Source organism: Pseudodesulfovibrio thermohalotolerans (genome assembly GCF_021353295.2).
GTDB classification, from domain to species: domain Bacteria; phylum Desulfobacterota; class Desulfovibrionia; order Desulfovibrionales; family Desulfovibrionaceae; genus Pseudodesulfovibrio; species Pseudodesulfovibrio thermohalotolerans.
On the sequence record NZ_CP120635.1, the window covers coordinates 615,751 to 642,176 of the forward strand.

General features: G+C 62.4%; 17 protein-coding genes. 10 read left to right on the forward strand and 7 right to left on the reverse strand.

The genetic code is table 11. From position 1 onward, the window contains the following. Positions 1–51 precede the first annotated feature (51 nt). The 7 genes from LF599_RS02850 (at position 52) to proC (ending at position 8,352) form a co-directional block, all read left to right on the forward strand. A complete protein-coding gene (locus LF599_RS02850; protein ID WP_269942758.1) occupies positions 52–2,199 on the forward strand; it encodes an acetate--CoA ligase family protein in 2,148 nt (715 codons plus the stop codon). A 40-nt stretch (positions 2,200–2,239) separates the two neighbouring features. Then, the gene (locus tag LF599_RS02855; protein ID WP_269942759.1) at positions 2,240–3,565 is read left to right on the forward strand and encodes an NAD(P)/FAD-dependent oxidoreductase; all 1,326 of its coding nucleotides are present in this window, start codon (positions 2,240–2,242) and stop codon (positions 3,563–3,565) included. A gap of 95 nt (positions 3,566–3,660) precedes the next feature. Then, complete coding sequence (locus tag LF599_RS02860; RefSeq protein ID WP_269942760.1) at positions 3,661–4,038, forward strand: RidA family protein; 378 nt, start codon at positions 3,661–3,663, stop codon at positions 4,036–4,038. A gap of 149 nt (positions 4,039–4,187) precedes the next feature. Then, positions 4,188–5,453 carry an MFS transporter gene (locus LF599_RS02865; protein WP_279522217.1) on the forward strand — a complete coding sequence of 422 codons (1,266 nt, stop codon included), beginning with the start codon at positions 4,188–4,190 and terminating at the stop codon, positions 5,451–5,453. Positions 5,454–5,568: 115 nt separating this feature from the next. After that, positions 5,569–6,447: a DMT family transporter gene (locus LF599_RS02870; RefSeq protein WP_279522218.1), complete on the forward strand. Its 879-nt coding sequence runs from the start codon at positions 5,569–5,571 to the stop codon at positions 6,445–6,447. Beyond that, positions 6,437–7,561, forward strand: coding sequence for a lipid-A-disaccharide synthase (gene lpxB / locus LF599_RS02875; protein ID WP_279522219.1), 1,125 nt, complete (start codon positions 6,437–6,439; stop codon positions 7,559–7,561). The genes LF599_RS02870 and lpxB overlap by 11 nt, the downstream gene beginning before the upstream one ends. After that, positions 7,558–8,352 (forward strand): pyrroline-5-carboxylate reductase, encoded by a 795-nt coding sequence (gene proC / locus LF599_RS02880; RefSeq protein WP_269942766.1) that lies wholly within the window; start codon positions 7,558–7,560, stop codon positions 8,350–8,352. The genes lpxB and proC overlap by 4 nt, the downstream gene beginning before the upstream one ends. A 176-nt stretch (positions 8,353–8,528) precedes the next feature. Here the strand turns inward: proC and LF599_RS02885 are convergent, their stop codons facing one another. Continuing rightward, positions 8,529–11,675: an efflux RND transporter permease subunit gene (locus tag LF599_RS02885; protein WP_279522220.1), complete on the reverse strand. Its 3,147-nt coding sequence runs from the start codon at positions 11,673–11,675 to the stop codon at positions 8,529–8,531. Positions 11,676–11,682: 7 nt separating this feature from the next. Beyond that, the gene (locus LF599_RS02890; protein ID WP_279522221.1) at positions 11,683–12,969 is read right to left on the reverse strand and encodes an efflux RND transporter periplasmic adaptor subunit; all 1,287 of its coding nucleotides are present in this window, start codon (positions 12,967–12,969) and stop codon (positions 11,683–11,685) included. 92 nt (positions 12,970–13,061) lie between these two features. Here LF599_RS02890 and LF599_RS02895 point away from each other — a divergent pair, with 92 nt between their 5' ends. The 3 genes from LF599_RS02895 (at position 13,062) to LF599_RS02905 (ending at position 16,141) form a co-directional block, all read left to right on the forward strand. Beyond that, positions 13,062–13,706, forward strand: coding sequence for a TetR/AcrR family transcriptional regulator (locus tag LF599_RS02895; RefSeq protein ID WP_269942771.1), 645 nt, complete (start codon positions 13,062–13,064; stop codon positions 13,704–13,706). Between the two features lie 177 nt (positions 13,707–13,883). Continuing rightward, complete coding sequence (locus LF599_RS02900; protein WP_279522222.1) at positions 13,884–15,365, forward strand: helicase HerA-like domain-containing protein; 1,482 nt, start codon at positions 13,884–13,886, stop codon at positions 15,363–15,365. Positions 15,366–15,784: 419 nt separating this feature from the next. Continuing rightward, entirely contained in the window at positions 15,785–16,141 is a 357-nt protein-coding gene (locus LF599_RS02905) for a NirD/YgiW/YdeI family stress tolerance protein (protein WP_269942772.1), read from the forward strand. Positions 16,142–16,607: 466 nt separating this feature from the next. On the opposite strand, the gene nifJ is transcribed toward LF599_RS02905, so the two are convergent. The 5 genes from nifJ to LF599_RS02930 form a co-directional block, all read right to left on the reverse strand. Next, complete coding sequence (gene nifJ, locus LF599_RS02910; protein WP_279522223.1) at positions 16,608–20,198, reverse strand: pyruvate:ferredoxin (flavodoxin) oxidoreductase; 3,591 nt, start codon at positions 20,196–20,198, stop codon at positions 16,608–16,610. Between the two features lie 40 nt (positions 20,199–20,238). After that, complete coding sequence (locus LF599_RS02915; protein WP_279522224.1) at positions 20,239–21,444, reverse strand: acetate kinase; 1,206 nt, start codon at positions 21,442–21,444, stop codon at positions 20,239–20,241. 1 nt (position 21,445) lies between these two features. Continuing rightward, positions 21,446–23,566: a phosphate acetyltransferase gene (gene pta / locus LF599_RS02920; RefSeq protein WP_279522225.1), complete on the reverse strand. Its 2,121-nt coding sequence runs from the start codon at positions 23,564–23,566 to the stop codon at positions 21,446–21,448. 141 nt (positions 23,567–23,707) lie between these two features. Next, entirely contained in the window at positions 23,708–25,813 is a 2,106-nt protein-coding gene (locus tag LF599_RS02925; protein WP_279522226.1) for an FAD-dependent oxidoreductase, read from the reverse strand. Between the two features lie 30 nt (positions 25,814–25,843). Continuing rightward, the gene (locus LF599_RS02930) at positions 25,844–26,419 is read right to left on the reverse strand and encodes an electron transport complex protein RnfA (protein WP_269942773.1); all 576 of its coding nucleotides are present in this window, start codon (positions 26,417–26,419) and stop codon (positions 25,844–25,846) included. Positions 26,420–26,426 lie beyond the last annotated feature (7 nt).

Below are 26,426 nucleotides of genomic sequence, written 5' to 3' on the forward strand. Positions count from 1 at the left end.
AGCTTTCCGTCCCGGGTTCTGCCCGGGACGGATTTCATAAGGAGTTTCTCCATGAGTGATCTGGTTCCCCTTTTTCAACCCAACAGCGTCGCCCTCATCGGTGCTTCTTCCAACCCCAAGAAGTACGGGTACTGGACGGCCAAAAGCCTGATCGAAAACGGCTTCGACGGGGACGTCTACCTCGTCTCCCGTTCGGGCGGCGAACTCTTCGGGCATCAGACCTATCCCGATATCACCGCCGTTCCCGGTGATGTGGATCTGGCCATCATCGCCATCGCCCCGGCTCACATCCTGCCCGTCATGGAGCAGTGCGTCGAGAAGGGCGTCAAGTGCGCCATCGTGGTTTCCACCGGCTTCGGTGAAACCGGCCCGGAGGGCAAGGAACTTGAGCGCAAGATGCTTGAGATCGCCCGCAAGGGCAACATGCGCGTGCAGGGTCCGAACTGCATGGGCACCTACAGCGCCGCCAAGAACATGAACGCCAGCATCATCGACCTGGCTCCCGGCCCCATGAGCCTGGTTCTGCAGAGCGGCAACTTTGGCATCGACATCAACTTCAACGCCAAGTCCCGGAACCTCGGCTACAACTGCTGGGCCACCATCGGTAACCAGATGGATATGCGGTTCCATGACTTTGTCGAGTACGTCGAAGCCGACGACAACACCAAGGTTCTTCTTCTGTACATGGAAGGTCTCCGTGTGGAGAGCGAGGAGGACGGTCGCAAGTTCATCGAGGCCGCCCAGAAGACTGCCGCCAAGCTGCCCATCGCCGCCATCAAGATCGGCCGCAGCGCCGCCGGCGCACGCGCCGCGGCATCCCACACCGGCTCCCTCGCCGGCAGCGAGAAGGTTTTCGACGCCGCTCTCAGGCAGGCCGGTATCGTCCGCGTGGACAGCCCTGGCCAGCTCCTGGACGCCGCCGAGGCCTTCTCCAAATGCAAGCCCTCCAAGGGCAGGCGCATCGCCGTGCTGACCGACGGCGGCGGCCATGGCGTCATGGCCACCGACTTCGCGGAAAAGCACAACCTGGAAGCGCCGGTTCTCTCCTCCGCCACCCAGGAGCAGTTGCGTGAAATCCTCATGCCGCACTGCCCGATCAAGAACCCGGTCGACCTTGCCGGTACTCCCGAGGCCGACATGTGGGTCTTCGACCGCTGCCTGGACGTCCTGCTGAAGGACCCCGACGTTGACGGCATCATCATCGTGGGCCTCTACGGCGGCTATGCCGACCTGTCCGAAGAGTTCCGCGCCCTGGAGATGGACGTGGCCAAGAGCATGGTCGACAAGATCGCCGCTGGCGACAAGCCCGTCGTCATGCATTCCATCTACTGGCCGCAGCATCCCGAGTGCCTGGAATACATCAGCGAGCACGGCGTGCCTGTTTTCGGCGACGTCGATGCCGCCGTCCGGACCATGGGCATCCTCTCCCAGTACAGCGACATCAAGAAATCGCTGAAGGAAGAGGCCGACAAGGAGCTGCCCGACATGCCCGCCGACCGCAAGGAAAAGGCTGCCGCCATCCTCGACGCCGTCAAGGCTTCCGGCCGCACCAACCTCGTGGAAACCGAGGCCCGCAACGTCCTGCGCTGCTACGGCCTTGATATTGCGGAAGATTACCTCGCTACCACTGCCGACGAGGCTGCCGAGTTCTACGGCAAGATCGGCGGCAAGGTGGTCATGAAGATCGTTTCGCCCGACATCCTGCACAAGACCGACGCAGGCGGCGTCGCCCTGAACATCGATTCCGCGGAAAAGGCCCGCGAAACCTTTGAACAGTTGGTGAGAAACGGCCGTACCTACAAGGCCGACGCGGACATCTACGGCGTCATGATGACTTCCATGCTGCCCGGCGGCGTCGAATGCATCATCGGTTCCAGCCACGACAACACCTTTGGACCGACCGTGATGTTCGGCCTCGGCGGCATCTTCGTCGAGATTCTGAAGGACGTTGCGTTCCGGGTCGCCCCGGTCAACATGCCTTCCTGCCGGAGCATGATCCGGGAGATCAAGGGACTGGGTATGCTCCAGGGAGCGCGCGGCACCAAGCCCCGCGATCTGGAAGCCCTGGCTGAAACGGTCTGCATCATCTCGCAACTTGTGAACGAACTGCGTGAAATCGCGGAAGTCGATCTTAACCCGGTTTTCGCGTTGGAAAAGGGCCTGTCCATTGCGGACGCAAGAATTATTCTGCACGGCTGATACGCCGAGTCGCAACAATTTACAGCAAGAGAGTTGAACCATGCGTGAAGTCAAGCGTTACCCCACGACGACCGGCCAAAGCTGGTTGGAAATGTCCTCTTACAAGCACCACAACTTCAAGAATCTGTCTGAAGTCAAGGATGCCTATGATTATATCGTAGTCGGCGCCGGATACGGTGGACAGGCCGCTGCCCGCCATCTGGCCGAACTGCACCCCGACGCCTCCATCGCCGTTTTCGAAGCCATCAAGATCGGTGACAACGACAGCGGTAAGAACGCCGGTTTCATCATCGACGTGCCCCACGACTTCGGTGATCAGGGCGCTTCCTCCTTCGAGGAGAACCAGAAGTACTTCGAGCTCAACACCTTCATCATCAAGTGGATGGAAGACACCATCAAGGAGAAGGGCATCGAGGACGTGGATTGGGACCATTGCGGCAAATACCTGTGCTGCTCCGAGACCAAAAGCTTCAAGCTGATTGAGCACGAGATCGACGAGCTCAAGCGGATGAACTGCTCCTACGAAGTGGTCGAGGGCGACGAGCTGTTCCGCCGCACCGGAACCCGGTACTACAAGAAGGCCCTGTATACCTCCGGCACCGTGCTCATCAACCCCGCCGACGTGCTGCGCGGCATGTTCAGCGTTATGCCCGAGAACGTGGACGTCTTCGAAGAAGCCCCGGTCATGCGCATCGACGAAGGCAGCCCGACCCACGTCGTGCTGCGGAGCGGCAAGCGGATCCAGTGCAAGTTCGTCCTGGTTACCGGCGGCCCCTTCATTCCTGAATTCGGCATCGGCCAGAAGGTGTTCTGCCCGGTTTTGTCCTACGGCGCGTTCACCCGTCAGTTTACCGACGACGAGATGCGTTACTTCGCGGGCGTAAAGCCCTGGGGCTGCACTGCGGGCCATCCGGCCGGCACCACAGTCCGCTTCACACGCGACAACCGCATCTTCGTGCGTAACGGCTTCTCGTTCGCGACCAATCTGACTACTTCTCACCAGCGCATCCGCCGGGCCATCCCCAAGCTGCGCAAGGCCTATGAGAATCGCTATCCCGAACTGAAGCACGTCAACTTCGAGTTCATCTACGGCGGCATGATCAACATGACCATGAACTACCGTCCGCTGATGATGCAGCAGTATCCCACCGTGTTCGCCTCCGCCAGCGGCGAGGGTGCGGGCGTCGCCAAGACCAGCCTCATCGGCTACTACCTGGCGGAATGGGTCAGCGGCATCAGCAGCCAGAACCTCGACTTCCTCCGGAAGATATCCACTCCCAAGAGGCTGCCGCCGGAACCCTTCCTGTCGATGGGTGCCAAGGCTCGCCTCATGTACGAAGAGTTTAACGCCAAAACGGAGATCTAACTCCATCCCTAGCCAACTCCTGATTTACGGAAAGGATGCCGGAAATGCCCCCCGGCATCCTTTCCGCAGGAGCCTCACATACAAAGGAGATACTCATGGAATTCATTAATTCCCCGGAAACTGCTGAAGTTATTGGACCTTACAGCCACTGCGTGAAGGCTGGCAACACCTACTACATCTGCGGCCAGGTCCCCTTCCACCCGGTTTCCGGCGAAGTCGTCGGAAGCGACATCAAGGAACAGACGTTCCAGACTCTTTTCAACTTGAAGTTGGTCCTGGACGCTGCGGGGCTTGATATTTCCGACATCGCCAAGACCACCGTTTTCCTGGCCAGCATGGATGATTTCGACGGTTTCAATGAAGTTTACGCCGAGTTCATGGGCGACCATCGCCCGGCCAGGCTTTGCCTCGGAGCAAGCGAGATCGCCCACGGCTGCCTGCTGGAGATGGATGCGATAGCTTATAAGGAATAGGCGGCGTATCGTCTTGTGATTGTTTAATTCTCAACAAAATTATTGCTCTTAATGTGAGGTGTACGATGGTGCCAAACGGACAGAACGGTATTAACTTCGACCACGCCCCCTTCTCGCCCGTTCATAAACGGATCGCGGTGGGAACCTTCATGGGACAGATCTGTGACGGGTATATCCTGGGTATTGTCGGCATTGCCCTGACGTATGCCACGGGAGTGCTTGGGCTGGATGGCTTTTGGATGGGGCTGATCGGCGCAGGCGCTCTTTTTGGTATTCTGCTGGGAAGCCTGATGGCAGGTATAATCATTGACCGTACAGGGAGAAGGGTGGCGTACACGTTCGTCGCAGGCTTCAGCCTGGTTCTGTCCGTGGTTCAGTTCTTTATCTCCGACCCGGCTATTCTGGCCGCGGTCCGCTTCCTGCTCGGCATGTGCGTCGGCGCCGACTACACCGTGGGTGTGGCGCTGCTCAGCGAGTGGACCCCCGAGCGTATCCGCACGAAGATGATGAGCTGGCTCATGGCCGCTTGGACCTTCGGTTACATCATCTCCTACTTCGCCGGTTTGCTCATTGCCTCCATGGGCGGCGACCTCGGCGCGAACGGCTGGCGCTGGATCATTTCTTCCTCCGCGGTGCTCGCGCTGATTACCCTGGTCATCCGCGTGGGTTCGCCCGAGTCCCCGAGCTGGACCCTGGCCAAGAAGGGCGGCAAGGAAGCCCTGGCCCTGGTTCATCGTTACCTCGGCACGGAATACGGTCTGCCCGAAGTCGAGAAGGACGCGGCCTCCGCATCCTTCGCCAAGCTCTTTAGCCCCGAGCTGTGGCGCAACACCCTGACGTCCTGTACGTTCTTCCTTTGTCAGGTGCTGCCGTTCTTCGCCATCTCCATATTCCTGCCCGTGGTCGTCAAGGGCCTGAACATCGCCAACCCCCACGCCTCCGGTATGCTGTACAACGGTTTCACCATGGTCGGCGTCATCATCGGTATCCTGATTGCCGACCTGATCTCCCGCCGCGCCTTCCTGATGTGGACGTTCTACGGCGCAGGCGTGATCCTGACCGTCATGACTGTCTGGCAGAACATGCCTCCGACCATCGCTCTGGTCCTGCTGGGCGCGTTCTCCACCGTTCTGGCCATCTCCATCGTGGCCGAGTGGCTGTACCCGCCCGAGCTGTTCCCCACCGAGCTTCGGGGGTCCGGCGTCGGCCTGACCATTGCCGCCAGCCGTATCGGCGCGGGCATGGGCACCTGGATGCTGCCGGTCGTCATGGAGCAGTACGGCGTCACCGTTACCCTGGGTTGCTGTATCGCCACGCTGTTCATCGGCGGTATCGTCTGCCAGATGCTGGCTCCCGAGACTTCGCCCAAGTTCATGAAGGCTCAGTCCGGCGCTTCCTCCGCTGCCACCGTGTAGCGGTTCAAGTTCCATAACTCGTCATTACGGTTGAACTTATGTCCCCCGGCCAGCCTTTCGCCGGGGGGCATTTCCTCTTTGGAAGGCAAGGAACAAGAGGTTCCGGGGTCAGCGTATGTCCATTCTCGCCACAGGATACAGCTACACTGTTCTCGCAGCTTTCAGTTGGTCTTTGACGGCCCTGTTCGCCAAAAGTATGCTCTCGGCGGGTCTTTCCCCCTTGGAGGTATCCTTTTGGAGAGCGTCCATCGGCGGCCTTTGTTTCATTGTCAACGCCATCGTGGCCAGCTCTCTGAAAATCCGTTTTACCCATGCGGTGCTGTTCATCCTCTGGGGGATGATGAGTATCGGCGGGCTGTATTATGTTTTTCTGCTGTCGATACAACACAGCGGAGCTGCCATGGGGGAGATCCTGCTTTACACCGCACCCATCTGGGTTGCGGTCTTCACTCGTCTGTTTTCCCGAGAGGAGGAGGTCTCCCGGCAGAAATGGATGGCCATCCTCATCGCGCTGTGCGGCGTGGGGTTCGTCTGTTTTTCCGGCGGCAGCCTCCAGAGCGGATATTCCAAGCTGGGGATAGCCTGCGGGCTGGCTTCGGGATTGTGCTACGCGTTCCAGTATCCTTTTTTTAAGCGTTGGCAGAAGCTGTATAAGACCGAAGCCATTTATTCCTATATGCATGTCGGCGGGGTTCTTGTTCTCCTGCCCATGATTCAATTCGATGTCCCGTATACGTCGCAGACCTGGGCCACGACGGTGATGATGGCCGTGTTTACCGGCTATCTGGCCTTTTGGGCCTACGGCCAAGGACTCAAGCGCGCTCCGCAGGTGCATGTCGCGGTACTCTGCAACCTGGAGCCGATTCTCGGGACGCTGTGGGTGTGTTTCTTTTTCGGCGAAAATTTTACCCCGGTCGGTTGGCTTGGCTTCTTCCTGATTCTCTTCGCCATTCTCATTCTTGCCATGGACCGGAGCAGACAACATGCCGTGTAATATCTGGATCAACTGTAGCGAAGCCTCCGGCGACATGTACGCCGGTGCCCTGGCCGGCGAGTTGCTTCGCCGATCACCCGACCTCGAAATCTGCGGCATGGGCGGCAGCATGATGGCGGCCGGGGGCGCCAAGGTGAATTTCCCCATGAGCCGATTGAGTTTCGCGGGGTTCCTCGACGTCCTTCGCGGGCTGCCCGGGATCATCCGCCTGCGCCGCGAGATCATCGGTGCGTGGGCGCGGCGGCGTCCGGATGTGGTCGTCATGATCGACTGCCCGGACTTCAACCTGCCGCTGGCCAAGGCTGCCCACGACATGAACATCCCGGTCCTGTATTTCATCGCGCCGCAACTCTGGGCCTGGAAGCAGAAGGGCATGGAAACCCTGCGCCGCTGCGTGCGGGATATCCTGTGCGCCTTGCCGTTCGAGCCTTCGTTTTTTCGGGGCGGCGGATGCAGCCCGGTCTATGCCGGTCATCCGCTCCTGGACATGATTCCGCTTCAGTCCCTGGACGCGCTGAAGCCCGATCCCAGCCTGATCGGCATCATGCCGGGGAGCAGGCGGAAGGAGGTCGCCTTCCTTCTGCCCGGTTTCGCCGAGGCGGCAGCCCGCATTCATCGGGAAATGCCCGGACTCTGTTTCACCATCGCCCGCGCCCCGGGCATCAGCGATCATTTCATCAGGCGGCATTGGCGCGACGACGTGCCGGTATCCATTGTGGAGCCCGCGGAGCGTTTTCGGATGATCCGCAGGTCGGGCATGGTCCTGGCCGCGTCCGGGACCGCGACCCTGGAGACCGGCCTCATCGGCACCCCGACCATCGTGGCCTACAAGCTCGATCGTCCGGCCGCCTACATCCTCCGCAAGCTGGCCTTGTCCCGGCGCATCAGCCTGACCAATATCCTGCTCGGCAGGGAGTTGTTCCCCGAGTATTTGCAGGAGAGGGCGACGCCGCAGAACTATTATGGACAAATGAAGGCCTGGCTGAACAATCCCGGCACGTTGCCGGATATCCGTGCCGAACTGCAGGAGCTTCGTCGTCTGGCCGGTCCCTCCGGGGCCATAGGGTTCGCGGCGAACAGGATTCTTGCGCAACACCAAGGAGGCCAGAAGTGAACATCGGATTCATCGGAACAGGCAACATGGGCGGAGCCGTCATACGCACGCTCAAGGATGTGGAAGGCGTAACCGTATACGGGGTGAACCGGACAAGGAGCAAGTTGGACGCCCTTGCCGCCGAGACCGGGCTCGTCCCCTGCGGCGGCGTGCGCGAGTTGGCGGAAAAGGCGGATTGCATCGTCCTGGCCGTGAAGCCGCAACAGGCCGGGCACATCTGGCCGGAGCTCACGCCCGCGCTGACCGGCGACAAGTGCCTGGTGTCCATCGCGGCGGGCCTGACCCTGGACGATCTGGCGGGCCGGGTGAACCATGTTTGCCCCGTGGTCCGGGCCATGCCCAATACCCCGGCTCTGATCGGGGAGGGAGTAACTGCCGTGTGCTTCGACGACCCGGGCCTCACGGATGGGCAGAAGCAGGCTGTGCAGGAGCTTTTTCAATATTCCGGCGATGTCCATGTCCTGCCCGAGAGCCAGTTCGACGTCTTCACCGCCGTCATCGGCTCGGGCCCGGCATTCATCTTCTATCTCATTGAGACCATGATCGAATCCGGCGTGGAGCTGGGTCTGGAGCGGGAGGCTTCCTCCCGCATGGTCAAGAAGCTGTTTCGCGGGGCGAGCCTCATGGCGGAGCAATCTTCCGAGCACGTCAGTATGCTCAAGGAGATGTCCATCGCCCCGGCCGGAACCACCATCGCCGCTCTGGCTCATTTCGACCGTACCGCCGTGCGCGGAAACATCATGGACGCCATTCGCATGGCTTACGCGCGCAGCGTGGAGCTGGGCGGCTGAACACCCCGGGCAGCGGAGTCGAACCTCGCCGACTTCGCCGTCAACACATACGGACACCGGACTTCCTGCCGGTGTCCTTTTTATTATGTTCGCAATGCACGGACCAATGAGAAAAGGCCGCGTCCCGTTCGATCGGGGCGCGGCCTTGCCGTATTGTTTGGGCGGCGGGTTCGTGTTTATACGGGGTTGTCCCGGTGCGTCGCGGCCGGTTCCGGCTCGTCGGCGTGCGCGGGCTTGAACTTGAAGACCTTGCGCAGGGCCACATACAGCAGGGGGATGAAGAATATCCCCAGGATGGTGGCCGCGATCATGCCGCCCATGACGCCTATGCCCACGGAGTTCTGTGCGCCCGAGCCCGCGCCCGAAGCCACGGCCAGGGGGCTGACGCCGAGGATGAAGGCGAAGGAGGTCATCAGGATGGGGCGCAGCCTCAATCGGGCGGCGGTGAGGGTGGCCTCGATAACGCCGAGACCGGCCTCTTGCTGGGCCACGGCGAATTCCACGATAAGGATGGCGTTCTTGGCGGCCAGACCGATGGTGGTCAGCAGGCCGACCTTGAAGTAGACGTCGTTGCTTTGCCCGAACAGGGTGGCCGCGAAGAGCGCGCCGAAGATGCCCACGGGTACCGAGAGGATGACCGCAAACGGAATGGACCAGCTTTCGTACAGGGCGGCCAGGCAGAGGAAGACCACCAGGATGGACAGGGCGTAGAGCGGCGCGGCCTGGTTGCCGGACAGCTCCTCCTGCGCCGACAGGCCGGTCCACTGGAGGTTGAACCCCGCCGGGAGTTGGGAGACGAGCCTCGCGGCTTCGGCCATGGCATCGCCCGAGCTGACGCCCGGGGCCGCCTGGCCCTGAATCTCAACGGCCGACGAGCCGTTGAACCGCTCCAGCCTGGGCGAGTCGAAGGTCCACCGGCCGGTCGCGAACGAGGCGAACGGAACCATGCCGCCCCTGTCGTTGCGCACAAACCAGCGATCCACATCGCTCGGCTGCATCCGGAAGTCACGGTCGCCCTGCATGTACACGGGCTTGACGCGGCCCCGGTCGATGAAGTCGTTGACGTAGTCGCTGCCCCAGGCCGTGGAAAGGGTGGTGTTGATGTCCGAGAACGAGAGTCCGAGGGCGCCCGCCTTTTCCTGGTCGATGTCGATGTGGTACTGCGGCTCGTCTTCCTGTCCGTTGGGGCGAGTATTGGACAGCAGCGGACTCTGGGCGGCCAGGCCCAGGAACTGGTTGCGCGCCTGCATGAGCCTGTCGTGTCCGGCCCCGTTGATGTCCTGGAGGTAGAAGTCGAAGCCGTTGGACGTGCCCATGCCGTGAATGGCGGGCGGGGCCAGGGCGAAGATGCGGGCCTCGGTCATGCGCGAGAACGCGCCCATGGCCCGTCCCGCCACGGCCTGGGCCGAAAGGGCGGGCGAGTGTCGTTCCTCGAAGGGCTTGAGCCGGATAAAGGCGATGCCCACGTTCTGGCCAGCGCCGCCGAAGCTGAAGCCCACGGTGGTGAACACGCCTTCGATGGCTTCCTGCTCCTGGTTGAGGAAATAGTCGGAGACCTTGTCCAAGACCCGGGCGGTGCGCTCCTGGGTGGCTCCCACCGGAAGCTGGACGCTGGCGATGAGGATGCCCTGGTCCTCCATGGGGAGGAACGAGCTGGGCATCTTTATTAACATCCAGGCCATGGCTGCGGTGAGGATCAGGAAAATGGCCAGGAAACGGCCGGTCCGGCAGAGCATCCACTTCGTGCCGTCATGGTAGGCGGTTGTGGATTTGTCGAAGACGCGGTTGAACCAGCGGAAAAAGCTGATCTGCTTGTCGTGGCTCACGGGCCGCAGGATGGAGGCGCACAGAGCCGGGGTCAGGATCAGGGCCACCAGGACCGAGAGGACCATGGCCGAGACGATGGTCAGGGAGAATTGGCGGTAGATAATGCCTACCGAGCCGCCGAAGAAGGCCATGGGCACGAAGACCGCGGACAGGACCGTGGCGATGCCCACCAGGGCTCCGGAGATCTCCTTCATGGACTTGCGTGTGGCTTCGCGGGGGCTGAGCCCTTCGGTGGCCATGACGCGCTCCACGTTCTCCACCACGACGATGGCGTCGTCCACCAGCAGGCCGATGGCCAGGACCATGGCGAACATGGTCAGGGTGTTGATGGAGTATCCGGCCGCCGACAGGATCGCGAAGGTGCCGAGCAGAACCACGGGCACGGCGATGGTCGGGATGAAGGTCGCCCGGATGTTCTGCAGGAAGAGGAGCATGACGATGAAGACCAGGATGACAGCCTCAATGAGCGTCTCGATCACGTCGGCGATGGAGAGCTTGACGAACGGCGTGGTGTCGTAGGGGTAGACCACCTCGATGCTCGGGGGGAAGGTCGGGGCGAGCTTGTCGATGGCCGCTTCCACGGCCTCGGCGGTCTGGATGGCGTTGGCACCGGTGGCCAGCTTGATGGCCAGGCCAGCGCCGGGCTTGCCGTTGTAGCGCGCGCTGGTGGTGTAGCTCTCGGCTCCGAGCTCGACGTCGGCCACGTCCGAGAGCCGGACGATAGAGCCGTCCGACGAGCTTTTGATGATGATGTTGCGGAATTGTTCCGGCGTCTGCAACCGGCTGCGGGCGGTGATGGTGGCGTTGAGCTGCTGGCCTTCGCGGGCGGGCAGGCCGCCGAGCTGGCCCGCCGATATCTGGGTGTTCTGCGCCTGGATGGCCGAGGCCACATCGCCGGGCATGAGCGAATATCCGGCCAGCTTGTCCGGGTTGAGCCAGATGCGCATGGCGTAGGACGACGCAAAGAGCTCGGTGTCGCCCACGCCCTCCACGCGTTTCAGCGTGTCGTTGAGGGAGCTGTCCACGTAGTCCGCGATATCCACCGAGGACATGCTTCCGTCCTTGGAGACGAAGCCGATGACCACCAGGAAGCTGTCCGAGGACTTGGTCACGCTGACGCCGTTGCTCTGGACCACTTCCGGCAATTGGGCCGTGACGCGCTGGAGCTTGTTCTGAACCTGCATCTGGGCCACGTCCGGGTTGGCCTCGTTGGTGAAGGTCAGGGTGATTTCAGAGGACCCCGTGGAGGTGGACGTGGACGTCATATAGTCGAGGTTGTCGATGCCGGTCATGCCCTGCTCGATGACCTTGGTCACCGAGTTCTCGACAGTTTTGGCGTCCGCGCCTGGGTAGCTGCAATTGACGCTCACGGAAGTGGGCGCGATGTCCGGGTATTGGGATATGGAGAGGGAGTCGAGGGCTAGCAGGCCCGCGAGCATGATGACGATGGCTATGACCCATGCGAAGATGGGCCGCTTGATGAAAAATTCGGACATGGCCGGTCTAGCCCTCTCCGCGCTCCGGGGCGTTTCCCCCGGTCCCTTCGGCCTGCACGGGCCGCACTTCGCCGGTGGCGTCCACCACGGTCATTTCCCTGGTGTTTACGGACTGTCCTGCCTGGATGAACTGGGAGCCCTGGACCACCAGCTTGTCACCCTCGTTGATGCCGGACTCCACGAGCCAGGAGTTACCGACGTTCCGGCGCACCGAGAGCACCCGCTGCTCGACCTTGCCGTTCTTGTTCACGAACAGGGCGAGGGGGTCGCCCTTGGTGTTCCTGGCGACGGCCCGCTGGGGCACCAGGTAACAGTCGTCCACCCGGCCTTCCTCAATGACGGCCCGCACGTACATGCCCGGCAGGAGCAACCTTTCCGGGTTGGGGAACTGGGCGCGCACGGTGAAGGTGCCGGTGCCCTCGTCCACCTTGGCCTCGGAGAATTCCAGAGTGCCGGTGTGCGGGTAAACGGTTCCGTTCTCAAGCTTCAGCGTCACGGGCATGGTCGTGCCGGAAACGTGGATGCGCCCGGTGGCGATGGCCTGGCGCAGGTCGAGCAGGTCGGTGCTCGACTGGGTCATGTCCACGAAAATGGTGTCAAGTTGGCGGATGGTGGTCAGCGGCACGCTTTGGTTGGCTGTCACCAGCGCGCCGGGCGTGAGGTTGGATTTTTCGATGCGGCCGCTGATGGGGGCCTTGATTTCGGTGTACCCGAGATTGATGCGCGCGCGTTCCACCTCGGCCTTGGCCGAGGCCACGGCGGCCAGGTCGGCCTCGTAGATGGCCTTGGCGTCCTCGTAGTCCTGCGAGCTGATGGCCTTGTCCCGAATGAGCTCGGAATATCGCTTGGCCTTGTTTTCGGAACTGGGCAGGGCGGCCTGTGCCTTTTTCAGAGTGGCCATGGCGCTGTCATAGGCGGCGCGGTAGCTCGACGGTTCGATGCGGTAGAGCACGTCGCCTTCCTTGACTTCGCTGCCTTCGCGGAAAAGCCGTTCGCGGATGATGCCGTCCACCTGGGGGCGGACGTCGGCCACGAGCGAGGTGGTGGTCCTGCCCGGCAGCTCGGAGGTCAGGGTCACGGACTGCGAATGAAGCGTCTCGACGCCGACCTCAATCGGCGCTTTGGTGGCCTGGGCCTCGGGGGTGCTGCCCTTGCAGCCGGCCAGTCCGGCCAGGATGGACAGGCAGAACAGGAGCAGCGGGAGAACGGCCACACTGCCCTGGACGGAAGGGAAAAGTCTCTTGGACGGGGCGATCTGCAACGTCGATTCCTCCTTGACGCTCAAATGCGTCATCAATTACGGTACCAGGCAGTACTAATATGGTCGGCGAGCCGGACTGTCAATCCGGAAAATTGTGAAAAGATGTAAAACAAAGGGGGCGGAACATGGGAACGGACGCGAAAGTTCGGCGGGGGCGGCCCAAGGCCATGCCCGACGACGAGCGTCGCAAGCAGATTGTCCAGGCGGCGGAAAAGCTGTTCATCCGCAAAGGGTTCGCCGACACCCGCACCCATGAGATAGCCGCGCTGTGCCGAATCTCCAAACAGACCCTTTATCGGCTTTTCCCGGGCAAGCTCGATCTGTTCGCGGCCGTTGTCGACGCGCACCGCCTGAAGATGGTCGATTTCGGCGACGGCTACGACGACATCCCTCTGGATGAGGCCCTGGCACGCATGTTCATGATCGATCTCGACGAGGAAGCCTATGAGCTTCGCGGGGCATTCCTTCGCACCATAAACATCGAGGCTGTGCAACACCCCAAGATTCACGAGCTCTTGCGCCGACAGGGCGGCCGTCAGATCCGCGCCGAGCTGGCGAAGTGGCTGGACCGCCAGTGTCGGAAGGGGCGTCTTGAAATCAAGGACACCGGCAGCGCGGCGCATATGCTCTTGGACATGCTCGTGGGCGCGGTGTTCTTGGATGCCCAGGGCGGCTTCGGCTGGGCCGGACGGGAGGAGCGCGCCGCCCACTTCTGGCAGTGCATAGATATATTCCTTAAAGGAGTGCTGCCCGGCGGGGATCGATCCTGACGCCTTGCACCGGCAGGCTTGAGGGCCGCTGCCACGGCTTTGCGCAGTCTTCCCGCTCGATCCTTCTCTGCGGGCGAGGCTTTCGTCTTTACTCCCAGCTGATTTGCGGTATGTTGAGGCACATGAGAATGATTCCGGGTTTTGTCCGAAAAGCCCCTCAACCAGCGAGAAATTTTCATGAGCGAACATCTTCCTCAGTTTGAGATCGCCCGGAGCGGCGATCTCGCCCTCGGCATCCTGCCCCGCATGGCCAACCGTCACGGGCTCATCGCCGGGGCTACCGGGACGGGCAAGACCGTCAGCCTGCGGGTTCTGGCGGAGCACTTCAGCGACATCGGCGTGCCCGTCTTCATGGCGGACGTGAAGGGCGACATCGGGACCATGGCCCAGCCCGGCGGTGATCATGCCAAGGTCCGTGAACGGGTGGAGCAACTGGGACTCTCCGATTTTTCCCATCAGGCCTATCCCGTGACATTCTGGGATGTGTTCGGGACCAAGGGGCATCCCCTGCGGACCACGGTTTCGGAGATGGGACCGCTGCTTCTGGCCCGGCTGCTGGACTTGAACGATACCCAGAGCGGCGTCTTGTCCATGGCCTTCCGTATCGCCGATGACGAGGGGCTCCTGCTGCTCGATCTGAACGATCTGCGCGCCATGCTGGTTTATCTGGCCGAGAACGCCAAACGGTTCCGAGCCGAATACGGGAATATCTCGGCGGCGTCGGTGGGCGCGATCCAGCGGGGCCTGCTCGCCCTGGAGGAGCAGGGCGCGGACGAGTTCTTCGGCGAACCCGCGCTGAACCTGGACGACCTGATGCAGACCCGGGATGGCAGGGGCGTAATCAATATCCTGTCCGCGGACCGGCTGCTGCGTTCGCCGCGCGTCTATTCGACCATGCTGCTGTGGCTGCTGTCGGAGCTGTTCGAGTCCCTGCCCGAGGTGGGGGACCCGGAAAAGCCCCGGCTGGTCTTTTTTTTCGACGAGGCGCATCTGCTCTTCGATCGCGCTCCCCGTGCGCTGGTGGACAAAATCGAGATGGTCGTCCGGCTCATCCGTTCCAAGGGCGTGGGCGTGTACTTCGTGACCCAGATGCCCACGGACTTGCCGCCCGATGTGCTCGGCCAACTCGGCAACCGGGTGCAACATGCCCTGCGGGCCTACACTCCGCGAGACAGGAAAGCCGTGCGCACAGCGGCGCAAACCTTTCGCGTGAATCCGAATCTGGACGTGGAAGCGGCCATCACCGACCTCGGTGTGGGCGAGGCCCTGGTCTCGTTCCTTGAGCGCAAGGGCGCACCGGGCACGGTGCAGAGGGCGTTGGTCCTGCCGCCCCGAAGCCGCCTCGGCGTTCTGGAGCCTGCGGAACTGGACAGGATCATTCGCGAATCGGTTTTGTACGGTCATTATGAACAGGAGATCGATCCGGAATCGGCCTACGAAATTCTCACCGCCCGTCGCGAGGAGATGGAAGCGCAACGGCAGGCCCACCTTCAGCGGCAGGAGCGGGAAAAGGAGGAGCGGCGGGCCGCCAGGGCGAGCCGTGCAGATTCCAATCGCCAGGGGTTGGTGGAAGCCTTTGCCAAATCCGCCATCCGCTCCATTGGCTCGGCCTTTGGCAGGCGTATCGTGCGCGGCGTGTTGGGTGGCCTTATGAAATAGTCTTTCCCTCGCGACGGAGAAAAGGGGATGCGGGCGTTTGCCCCGCATCCCTTTTTTTGCGCCCGGGGGGGGGACGAAAAAAGATTTTGGTCGGCAAAAAACGGTTCGAAAATCCGCTTTATCGGGAGCGTGAAAATGAACCTGATTTTCGGGGTTGAAATTGGCTCGGAAAATACTCGAAAACGAATCCCGCCGACAAGAATATCCGCTGCCTGATTTTTCCGGTTGCTCGGCAAAAAGGGGGTATTTTTTGATTGACCGATCAATTAAAAAATGAACTTTTTTCAAAAAATAAGTAAATTCAAATAATTAGGAGTGAAATTTTTTCTTCACATTTTAAAATGGTGTGGTAGATGTGAGTCGTAGCCGGTTGGGTGCCGGTATTGAGAAGCAAATAAATTTAAAAAGAGGATATTGTGATGAAGCGTTTTTCCCTGGCTCTGATGCTCGTATTTACCATTTGTGTCGCTACCGCTTTTGCCGCCAAGTCTTTCGCCGGCGCAACCGAGTCCCATGACATGAGGGCGCACACCGTGGCCGAGGCCAAGGCCTCCAGCGTGGACACCGGCGTGGTGCTGCACGGCCGCATCGTCAAGGTCATCAACGACAACAGCGTGTTGTTTTCCGACAACACCGGCGAACTGCTCGTGCACATGCAGAACGCCGAGGCCAAGAAGGACGTCATCACCAACGCCGATGTGGACGTCAACGGCAAGATCGTCGGTGACCTCATGTACACCGAAGTCAAGGCCGACTCCGTGACCATGAGCAACTAGTTTAAAAAGTAGACGAATCATTAAAGGGACGCCCTGCGGGGCGTCCTTTTTTTTGTGCCTCCGGCGGCCAGAGGGGGAACCTCTTGAGAGAGGTTCCCCCTCTGGACTCCCCCTCCAGAACTTTTTGGTGCCGCTCCGCGGATTGAAACGTGCCGAAGCGTTGGTTTGTTCCTATATTTGGCCTTTTCGGCCGGACATTTAATTAGGGACAACATGATTGCATTTGCCAGCCCTCGCGAAGCGCATAAAAAGTTTAGGAAAGGAGATGGGATAGGGGGTCCGGGGGGAAGGGAAGAGGGAAATCCTTTTCAAATGGTTTCCCTCTTCCCGTCCCCCCGGCCGCCGGAGGCACATCGCCAAAATGTGGGGCTCCCGTCTTGCGACGGGGGGCCCCTAACGCGGGGTGATTCCCTAGGAGTATATTTTGTAAGTTGCGGTCACAAAACTCCACCCGCGCTATTGTCGGTTAACGTCCGTCGTCGCACGGCTCGCCGGAGCCGGGGCTTTCGGCGGAGATGCCCTCCTGGCAGGCGGCCGGGTCTTCCGTCCCGGGCGCGGCGGGCGTATCTTCGGCCATGCGGCTGAGGATGGTGTAGCGGTTGTCGTAGTCCTCTTCGATCTTGGCGCGATAGGTCTTCGAGAGGTCTGGGTGGAACCGTTCGAGCATGGCGTAGCGGTTTTCGCCGGACAGGAACTCCTGGAGGGAGCCGTCCGGGGCCTTGGAGTCGAGCTGGAACGGGTTCTCGCCCTTGTCGGCGCGTTGCGGATCGAAGCGGAAGAGCGGCCAGTAGCCGGAATCCACAGCCAGTTTCTGTTCGAGCTGGGTCTTGCCCATACCTTTCTTGATGCCCTGGTTGATGCACGGGGCGTAGCAGATAATCAGGGACGGTCCGTTGTAGGCTTCGGCCTCGCGGAACGCCTTGAGGAGCTGCTGCTTGTCCGCACCCATGGAAACCGAGGCCACGTACACGTAGCCGTAGGTCATGGCCATGCGTCCGAGGTCCTTTTTGCCGGTGCGCTTGCCTGCGGCCGCGAACTTGGCGATGGAGCCGAGCGGGGTGGCCTTGGAGGACTGACCGCCGGTGTTGGAGTAGACCTCGGTGTCGAGGACGAGGATGTTGATGTCCTCGCCGGAAGCAAGGACGTGGTCCACGCCGCCGTAGCCGATGTCGTAAGCCCAGCCGTCGCCGCCGAAGATCCAGATGGATTTCTTGGTGAACAGGTCGGCGTCGGCCGCGATGGCTTTGAGGGTCTCGTCCCCGGCGTTGTCCAGGGCGGTCTTGAGGATCGCGCCGGTCTCGGCGGAGGCTTCGGGATCTTCCTTGGCGGCCAGCCAGTCGGCCAGGGCCTTTTTCATGTCGCCGTCGGCGGTTTCAAGCGCCTTTTCGCAGTTGGCGACGAGGATTTCGCGGCGGTTGTTGAGGCCCATGCCGATGCCGTAGCCGAATTCGGCCGCGTCTTCGAACAGGGAGTTGCCCCAGGCCGGGCCGAAGCCGTCGCGGTTGGTGCAGTAGGGGGTTGAGGGGGCGGATGCTCCCCATATGGAGGAACAGCCCGTGGCGTTGGCGATGACCATGCGCTCGCCGAAGAGCTGGGTCAGGACCTTGACGTACGGGGTCTCGCCGCAACCGGCGCACGCCCCGGAGAACTCCATGAGCGGCTGACGGAACTGGGAGCCCTTGACCGTGTCGCGCTTGAAGGCGTCGCGATAGTCCACGGTCTCGGTGAAGTCGAAGTTGGGCACCTGTGCGGCGGTCTGGGTGGCGATGGGCTTCATGACCAGGGCCTTTTCCTTGGCCGGGCAGATGTCGGCGCAGTTGCCGCAGCCGAGGCAGTCCATGGTATTGACCTGCATACGGTAGCGCATCCCCTTGACGTCCTTGCCCTTGGCTTCGACAGTGGCGAAGGTTTCGGGCGCGCTCGCAGCGTCCTCGTCGGCCAGCAGGACCGGGCGCAGGGCGGCGTGCGGACAGACAAAGGCGCACTGGTTGCACTGGATGCAGTTGTCGGCGATCCATTCGGGAACGTTGATGGCCACGCCGCGCTTTTCCCAGCGGGAGGTGGCGACCGGCATGGTGCCGTCCGTGGAGAAGGCGGACACCGGCAGGGTGTCGCCCTTCTGGGCCAGGACGGGCCGCATGACGTTCTTCACGTAGGCGGGCTCGTCGGCTTCGGTCGCGGCGTCGTCGGCCAGGGATGCCCAGACGGCGGGCACCTCCACCTGGACCAGGGCCTCGGGGGCCTTGTCCACGGCGGCGCAGTTCATCTCGACGATCTTCGGTCCCTTCTTGCCGTAAGCCTTGTCGATGCCGTCCTTGAGCAGGTTCACGGCCTGTTCGAAGGGAATGACGTCGGCCAGCTTGAAGAAGGCGGTCTGCATGACCATGTTGATGCGTCCGCCGAGTCCGGCCTCGCCCGCGATTTTGACCGCGTCCACGGTGTAGAACTTGAGGTTCTTCTGCGCGATGGTGCGGCGCATGGCGGCCGGGAGGTTCTTCTCGATTTCGTCGCCGGTCCAGGCGCAGTTCAGGACGAAGATGCCGCCGTCCTTGATGCCTTCGAGCACGTCGTAGAGGTTCACGTAGCTCGGGTTGTGGCAGGCCACGTAATCGGCGGCCGCGACCAGGTAGGTGGACTGGATGGGCTCGTTGCCGAAGCGCAGGTGGGAGATGGTGATGCCGCCGGACTTCTTGGAGTCGTAGGCGAAGTAGCCCTGCGCGTACATGTCGGTGTTGTCGCCGATGATCTTGATGGCCTGTTTGTTCGCGCCCACGGTGCCGTCCGAGCCGAGACCCCAGAACTTGCACTGCACGGTGCCTTTGGGGGTCGTGTCCAGGGTCCCGGTCAGGACGAGGGAGGAGTTCGTGACATCATCGTCGATGCCGACGGTGAATCTGGATTTGGGGGCCGGGGAGGCAAGGTTGTCGAACACGGCCTTGACCATGGCCGGGGTGAATTCCTTGGAGCCCAGGCCGTAGCGGCCGCCGATCACGGCGGGGCCGCCGCCCTGTTCGAGCAGTACGGCGCAGATGTCCTGGTACAGGGGATCGCCCTGTGCGCCGGGTTCCTTGGTCCTGTCGAGGACCGCGAGCTTCTTGCAGGAAGCGGGCAGCACGGACAGGAAGTGGGCGGCGGAGAAGGGACGGTACAGGCGGACCTTGATGAGGCCGACCTTTTCGCCCTGTTCGAGCAACTGATTGATGACTTCCTCGATGGTTTCGCAGGAAGAGCCCATGGAGACGATGACGCGCTCGGCGTCGGGCGCGCCCACGTAGTCGAAGGGCTTGTAGTTGCGGCCGGTGAGGGCGGAAACCTTGGCCATGTACTCTTCGACGATGGCCGGGATGGCTTCGTAGTTCGGGTTGGCGGCCTCGCGTCCCTGGAAATAGATGTCCGGGTTCTGGGCCGTGCCCCGGATGTTCGGATGCTCGGGGTTCATGGCCCGTTTGCGGAATTCGGCGACCTTGTCCATGTTCAGCAGGGGCAGCATGTCCGCGTAGTCGATGGTCTCGATCTTCTGGATTTCATGGGAGGTGCGGAAGCCGTCGAAGAAGGAGACGAAGGGAACGGACGCCTCCACGGTGGACAGGTGGGCGACCAGGGCGAGGTCCATGACTTCCTGGACCGAGGCCGAGGCCAGCATGGCGAAGCCGGTCTGGCGGCAGGCCATGACGTCCTGATGGTCGCCGAAGATGGACAGGGCGTGACCGGCCACGGCGCGCGCCGAGACGTGGAAGACGCAGGGCAGCAGTTCGCCCGCGATCTTGTACATGTTCGGGATCATCAGCAGCAACCCCTGGGAGGCCGTGAAGGTGGTGGTCAAAGCGCCGCCGGCCAGGGAGCCGTGCACCGCGCCGGCCGCGCCGGCCTCGGACTGCATCTGGCGAATTTTGAGGGGATGGCCGAAGACGTTTCTCTTGTCCTGGGCGGCCCACTCGTCGGCGATTTCGCCCATGGTGGAGGAAGGGGTGATGGGGTAGATGGCGGCGGTTTCGCTCATGGCGTAAGCCACCCACGCGGCGGCGGTGTTGCCGTCCATTGTCTTCATTTTGGACATGTTGTGCTCCGTTTCTTATAACTAATTCGATTATATATGTTTATCCATCGACCAATGCCTTGGTGGCGTGGGCTATCTCCAGTTCCTCGTTGGTGGGGATCACGAGCATGTCCACCGGGCTGTCGTCGGTGCTTATGCGGCGCACGCCGGGGGCGCGCGTTTCGTTGCGTTCCGGGGAAAGCCTGATGCCCAGGCCTTCGAGTCCTTCGCAGGCGGCGGCCCGGACAAAGGCGTCGTTTTCGCCGATCCCCGCCGTGAAGACCACGGCGTCGGCCCGGCCGAGCACGGCCAGGTAGGAACCGATCTGGGCCTTGACCCGGTAGGCGAACATCTCGAAGGCGAGCTGTGCTTTTTCGTTGCCCTTTTCGCGGGCGGCGTGCACGTCGCGCATGTCGTTCAGGCCGGAGATGCCGAGCAGGCCGCTTTGCTTGTTGAGCATGGTGTCCACTTCAAGCACGGACATGTTCCGGTGCTTGACGATAAAGGGGAACAGGGCCGGATCGACGTCGCCCGAGCGGGTGCCCATCATCAGGCCCGCCAGCGGGGTCAGTCCCATGGTGGTGTCCACGCATCGGCCGTTCTTGACCGCGGCCATGGAACAGCCGTTGCCCAGGTGGGCGGTAATCAGGTCCACCTCGTCCACTGACTTGCCCAGGAAGGCGGCGGCCTCCTTGGTGACGTACTTGTGCGAGGTGCCGTGGAATCCGTATTTGCGGATCTTGAGGTCCTCGTAGAGGTCCGTCGGCACCGGGTACATGAACGCCTTGGGCGGCATGGTCTGATGAAATTCGGTGTCGAACACGGTGACGTTCGGCGTGCCGGGGAAAAGCTCCAGGGCGGCTTCGATGCCCACCAGGTTGGCCGCGTGCAGGGGCGCGAGCGGGATGTTGTCGCGGATGGTCTCCACCACGTCGGCGTCCACCAGGACCGGCGCGGAGAAGGACTCGCCGCCTTGGACCACGCGATGCCCCACGGCGTCGATGTCGCACAGGGAGTCGATGACGCCCCATTCCTCGCCGGTGAGTTTCGCCACCATGAGACCCATGGCCTCCCTGTGGTTTGCGATGGGCAGGTGCTCCACGGATTTGGCGTCGGGCCACTTGTCCGGATTGGACTTCTGGGTGATGGAGCCCATCTCCTCGCCGATGCGTTCGATGAGGCCCGAGGCCATGACCCTGTCGTCGGCCATGTCGATAAGCTGGTACTTGAGGGACGAACTGCCGGAGTTGATGACCAGGATATTCATGCTATGCGTTCCTTTGGGCTTGAGCCTGGATGGCCGTGATGGCCACGGTGTTGACGATGTCGCGCACGCGGCAGCCGCGCGAGAGGTCGTTGACCGGCTTGTTCAGCCCCTGGAGGACCGGGCCTATGGCCGTGGAGCCGGGCACTGCCCGCTGCACGGCCTTGTAGGTGTTGTTGCCGGTGTTCAGGTCCGGGAAAATGAAGACCGTGGCGTGTCCGGCCACCTCGGAGCCGGGCAGCTTGGTCCGGGCCACGTCCGGGTCCACGGCCGCATCGTATTGCAGCGGTCCCTCGATGGGCAGGGAGATTCCCCGCTCCTTGGCCAGGCTCTTGGCGATGGCCGTGGCCTCCACGACCTTTTCCACGTCCGCGCCCGTGCCCGAGCCGCCGGTGGAATAGGAGAGCATGGCCACATACGGGTCTATGCCGAAGAGCCGGGCGGTCTGCGCCGAGCTCAGGGCGATCTCCGCGAGCTGGGTCGCGTCGGGTTTAGGGTTGACCGCGCAGTCGCCGAAGCAGACTACGCGGTCACCCATGCACATGAGGAAAACGGACGATACAATGGATGCGTCCGGTCTGGTCTTGATGAATTCGAATGCGGGGCGGATGGTCTGGGCCGTGGTGGTCACCGAGCCGGAGACCATGCCGTCGGCGTCGCCCGCGTGGACCATCATGGTCCCGAAATAGGTGGGGTCGACGATGCGGTCGCAGGCGTCTTCCATGCGGATGCCCTTGTGCTGCCGCGCCTCGTAATAGCGTCGGGCGTAGTCATCGAACTGCGGCGACCGGGCCGGGTCCACCAGAACCGCGCCGTTGAGCTGCACGCCGAGATGGGACGCCTGGGCGAGAATGGCGTCCGGGTCGCCCAACAGGGTGATGTCCACCACGTTGCGCCGTTGCAGTATCTCCGTGGCCCGGAGGATGCGGTCGCTGGTTCCCTCAGGCAGGACGATGTGCATCCGTTCGCGCTTGGCCGTCTCCACGAGGTTGTATTCGAACATGATCGGCGTGACCTTGGTGGACTGGGTGGTCACCAGCCGATTGCGCAGTTCCTCGATGTTCACGCACGACTCGAAGAGCCCGATGGCCGACGCTATCTTGGCTGGGTGCTCTGGGTCGATGGTCCCGTGCAGGGCCTGGAGAGTCTGGGTCGCCTTGAAGGTATGGTCCTTCACGCTCAGGATCGGCAGGGGCACGCCGGTCCATCCTTCGATGAGCCGGTGCACGGTCTCGGACGGCTGGATGCCGCCGGTCAGGACGATGCCCGCGATATTTCCGTACAGGGAGGACTGCCGCGAGGATATGCTGGCCAGGATGATGTCCATGCGGTCGCCGGGAGTGACGATCAGGGCGCCGTCCTCTATGTATTGGAGAAAATTGGTTATGTGCATGGCTGCGGTCAGGAAGCTGTCGACCTGGACGTCCAGCCTGCCGTGGCCGTAGAGCACGGTGGCGTCCAGCCATTTGATGACGTCGTGAATGGTCGGGTTGCCCAGCCGCTTGTCGTCCGGGATGGCGTAGGCCAGCAGGGGGTGCGAGGCGCGGGTCTTGGCCTCGATGTCCCGGAGAGTGTCCGGTGAGAACCCGGGGCGGGCGCGGTTCACGATGAGCCCCATGACCTCCAGGCCGCGTTCCTCGAATATCTCCACGGTGCGCTGGGCCGAGCCGCACAGTTCCTCGTCGCTGCGGTTCAGCCCGTTGACCACGAGCAGGACGGGACAGCCCAGGTTGGAGACGATGGAGGCGTTGATTTCGAATTCCAGGGTGGCCCCGCCCCCGATGTAGTCCGTGCCTTCGCACAGGACGAAGTCGTAGCTCTTTTCCAGCTCCTTGAACTTGTTCAGGGTGCTTTCCAACAGCATCGCCTTGTTCCCGCTGTTAATCAGCCTGCGGGCCTCGCTCAAGGTGTAGCCGTACGTCTGCTCGTATTCCTGGTCGAGCTTGAAATGCCGGAGCATGAGATCGATGTCGTGATCCCTGCGGCCGTCCACCGGATCGCTGATGACCGGCCGGAATATGGCCACGCGCCTGAGGTTCGCCCGAAGCAGGTGCATGACCCCGAGAAGGATGGCGGATTTGCCGCTCCGCGCTTCGGTGGCTGCTATGTAGAGGCTCTTGGACATGTCGGTCTCCTTGGGGACTGCCGGTGGAGGACCGGGAGAAGGCGGTTGTCGGATCGCCTTCTCCCGGCCGGACGCCGTGGGTTGAGTTGGGGCTGTTTCGACGGCGTCCTCTATGCTCCATAGGGCATGGGGTATGGTTGATTAAGCGTCCGAGGCGATGTCCCTTTCCTCGGCCGTGAGGGCTTCGTCCCGGTCGTAGCAGACCAGGCCACAGCGCAGGCAGCGGTCCGCTTCGGCCTGCGCCTGCTCCTCGTTGAGCGGGCCTTCCACCTCGTTGAAGGTGCAGTTGCGGTCGTCGCCATGGCACAGGTGGGGCAGGACTGCCCGCTTCGCGCGTTCCACATGATCGATTTCCTTGAACAGCGTGTACGGGATCATTCCCTTCTGCGTGGTTTCCGGAACCGGGATATCCCCTTGGCTTATATAGTAATGTATCGACCGGGCAGCCTTGCGGCCGTCGCCGATGGCCGAGATGACCAGGTCCGGGCCGGTGTAGACGTCGCCCGCGGTGAATACGCCGGGGATGGCCGTCTGGAAGGTGTCCGGGTCGGCCACGATGGTCTGCCACTTGGTGGTCTCCAGCGGGCAGGTCCCGGCTTCGGAGTCGTCGTACAGGCAGCCGAGGTCCGGCTTCTGTCCGATGGCGGGGATGATGAGGGTCGCCTCCATGCTCTGCTCCGAGCCTTCCTTCTTGACCGGACGGCGGCGTCCTGATTCGTCGGGCTCGCCCAGCTCCATCTCGTAATATTCGAGATGGGTGGCCCGGCCGTTTTCGTCGCCGATGACCCGGGCGGGAGCGGCCAGGAACTTGAACTTCACGCCCTCGTCCTCGGCTCCGACGATCTCTTCGTCGTCGGCGGGCATTTCGGCGCGCGTGCGGCGGTACATGAGGGTCACTTCGGCCCCGAGGCGGACACAGGTGCGGGCCGCGTCGATGGCGGTGTTGCCGCCGCCGACCACGATGACCTTGTCGCCGGTCTCGGGCTTCTGGCCCAGGGCGTGGGCGGTCAGGAATTCGATGCCGCCCATGACGCCGTCAAGGTCCTCGCCTTCGGCGTACATGCCCGACGCCTGCCAAGCGCCGATGCCGATGAAGACCGCTTCATATCCTTCGTCCTTGAGCGATTCGATGGTGAAATCGCGGCCGAACTTGGTGTTGACCTTCGCCTCGATCCCGAGGTCCAGGATGCCCTGAATCTCCCAGTCGAGGTCAGCCTTGGGCAGCCTGTATTCGGGTATGCCGTAGCGGGTCTGGCCGCCGAGCTTGGGCATGGCGTCGAAGATGGTCGGGCTGTGGCCCAGGCGGCGCAGGAAATAGGCGCAGGAAAGACCGGCCGGGCCGCCGCCGATGACGGCCACGCGCCTGCCGGTGTCCGTCGCGCACGGTACGGGCAGCCGGGAGCCCGAGTGAAGCTCGCGGTCGGCCACGAACCGTTTGAGCATGTTGATGCCCACGGACGTGTCCACATGCTGGCGGCGGCAGACCGTCTCGCACGGGCGGGGACAGACCCGGCCGCAGGTGACCAGCAGCGGGTTGCGCTCCTTGATGGTCATGACCGCGCCGTCGTAGTCGCCCGCCTTGATCTGTTCGATGTATCGGGGAATGTTGATTTGCGCCGGGCACCTCTGACGGCAGGGGGCCAGGCAGTCAGTGGTCTGGTTGAGGTGCAGCAGCCGGGCGGACATGCCGGAGATGCCGATGACCCCGCGCGGACAGGCATCCACGCAGTTGCCGCAGGCCTTGCACCGGGCCGGATCGATGACCGGCAGTCCCTCGGGACCCATGTGGATGGCGCCGAAGGGACAGACCCGGACGCACGTTCCGAGCCCGAGGCAGCCCTCGGGGCAGGATTTGGAACCGCCGTAAAGTTGGTGGGCGGCCCGGCAGTCCATGGCCCCTTCGTAGTGGAAGAGGTCTTCGGCCCGCTGTCCGCCGGTGCAGTCCCGCACGGCCAGTTCCGGCTCGCGTTCGATGACTTCCTGGCCCATGATGGCCGCGATCACGGCGATGGCCTCGCCGTCGGCCACGATGCATACCGAGGCCGGGGCCTTGCCCGCCACGATGGCGGCCGCCGCGCCGGAGCAGCCGGGGAAGCCGCAGCCGCCGCAGTTCGCGCCGGGCAGGTTGTCCTCGATGAGCGCGATGCGCGGGTCCTCCTTGACGAAGAGGAGCTTCGAGGCGATGCCCAGGATGGCGGCGGCCAGAAGGCCGATGCCGAACAGAGTCAGTCCCGATGTCAGTATCATGATGTCCGTCCCGTTCCGTGTCGTTGTCGGTTAGATCATTCCCTGGAAGGCGAAGAAGGCCAGGGACATGAGCCCGGCCATGATGAGGCCGATGGGCGTGCCGCGCATGGCGATGGGCAGCCGCCGTACGGACAGCCGTTCGCGGATGCCCGCCAGAAGCACCAGGGCGAGCATGAAGCCGAGCCCGGACGCCAGCGAGAACATTATCGTCTTGAAGAAGCCGAATTCCTCGCGTTGGCAGATCAGCGCGATACCCATGACCGCGCAGTTGGTGGTGATGAGCGGCAGGAAGATGCCCAGCGACTTGTAGAGCGGCGGGACCATCTTCTTGAGAAACATTTCCACGAACTGGACCAGCGATGCGATGACCAGGATGAAGGCCAGGGTTTGGAGGAAGCCCAGACCGAATGGGGCCAGGACGAACTCCTGGACCAGCCAGGTGATGGCTGCGGCCATGACGGCCACGAAGACCACGGCTCCGCCCATGCCCACGGCCACGGACGTCTCCTTGGAGGTGCCGATGAAGGGGCAGTTGCCCAGGTATTGGGCCAGAACGATGTTGTTGACGAACATCGCCCCGATAAAAAGAAGGAAGTATTCCTGCATGGTCGTT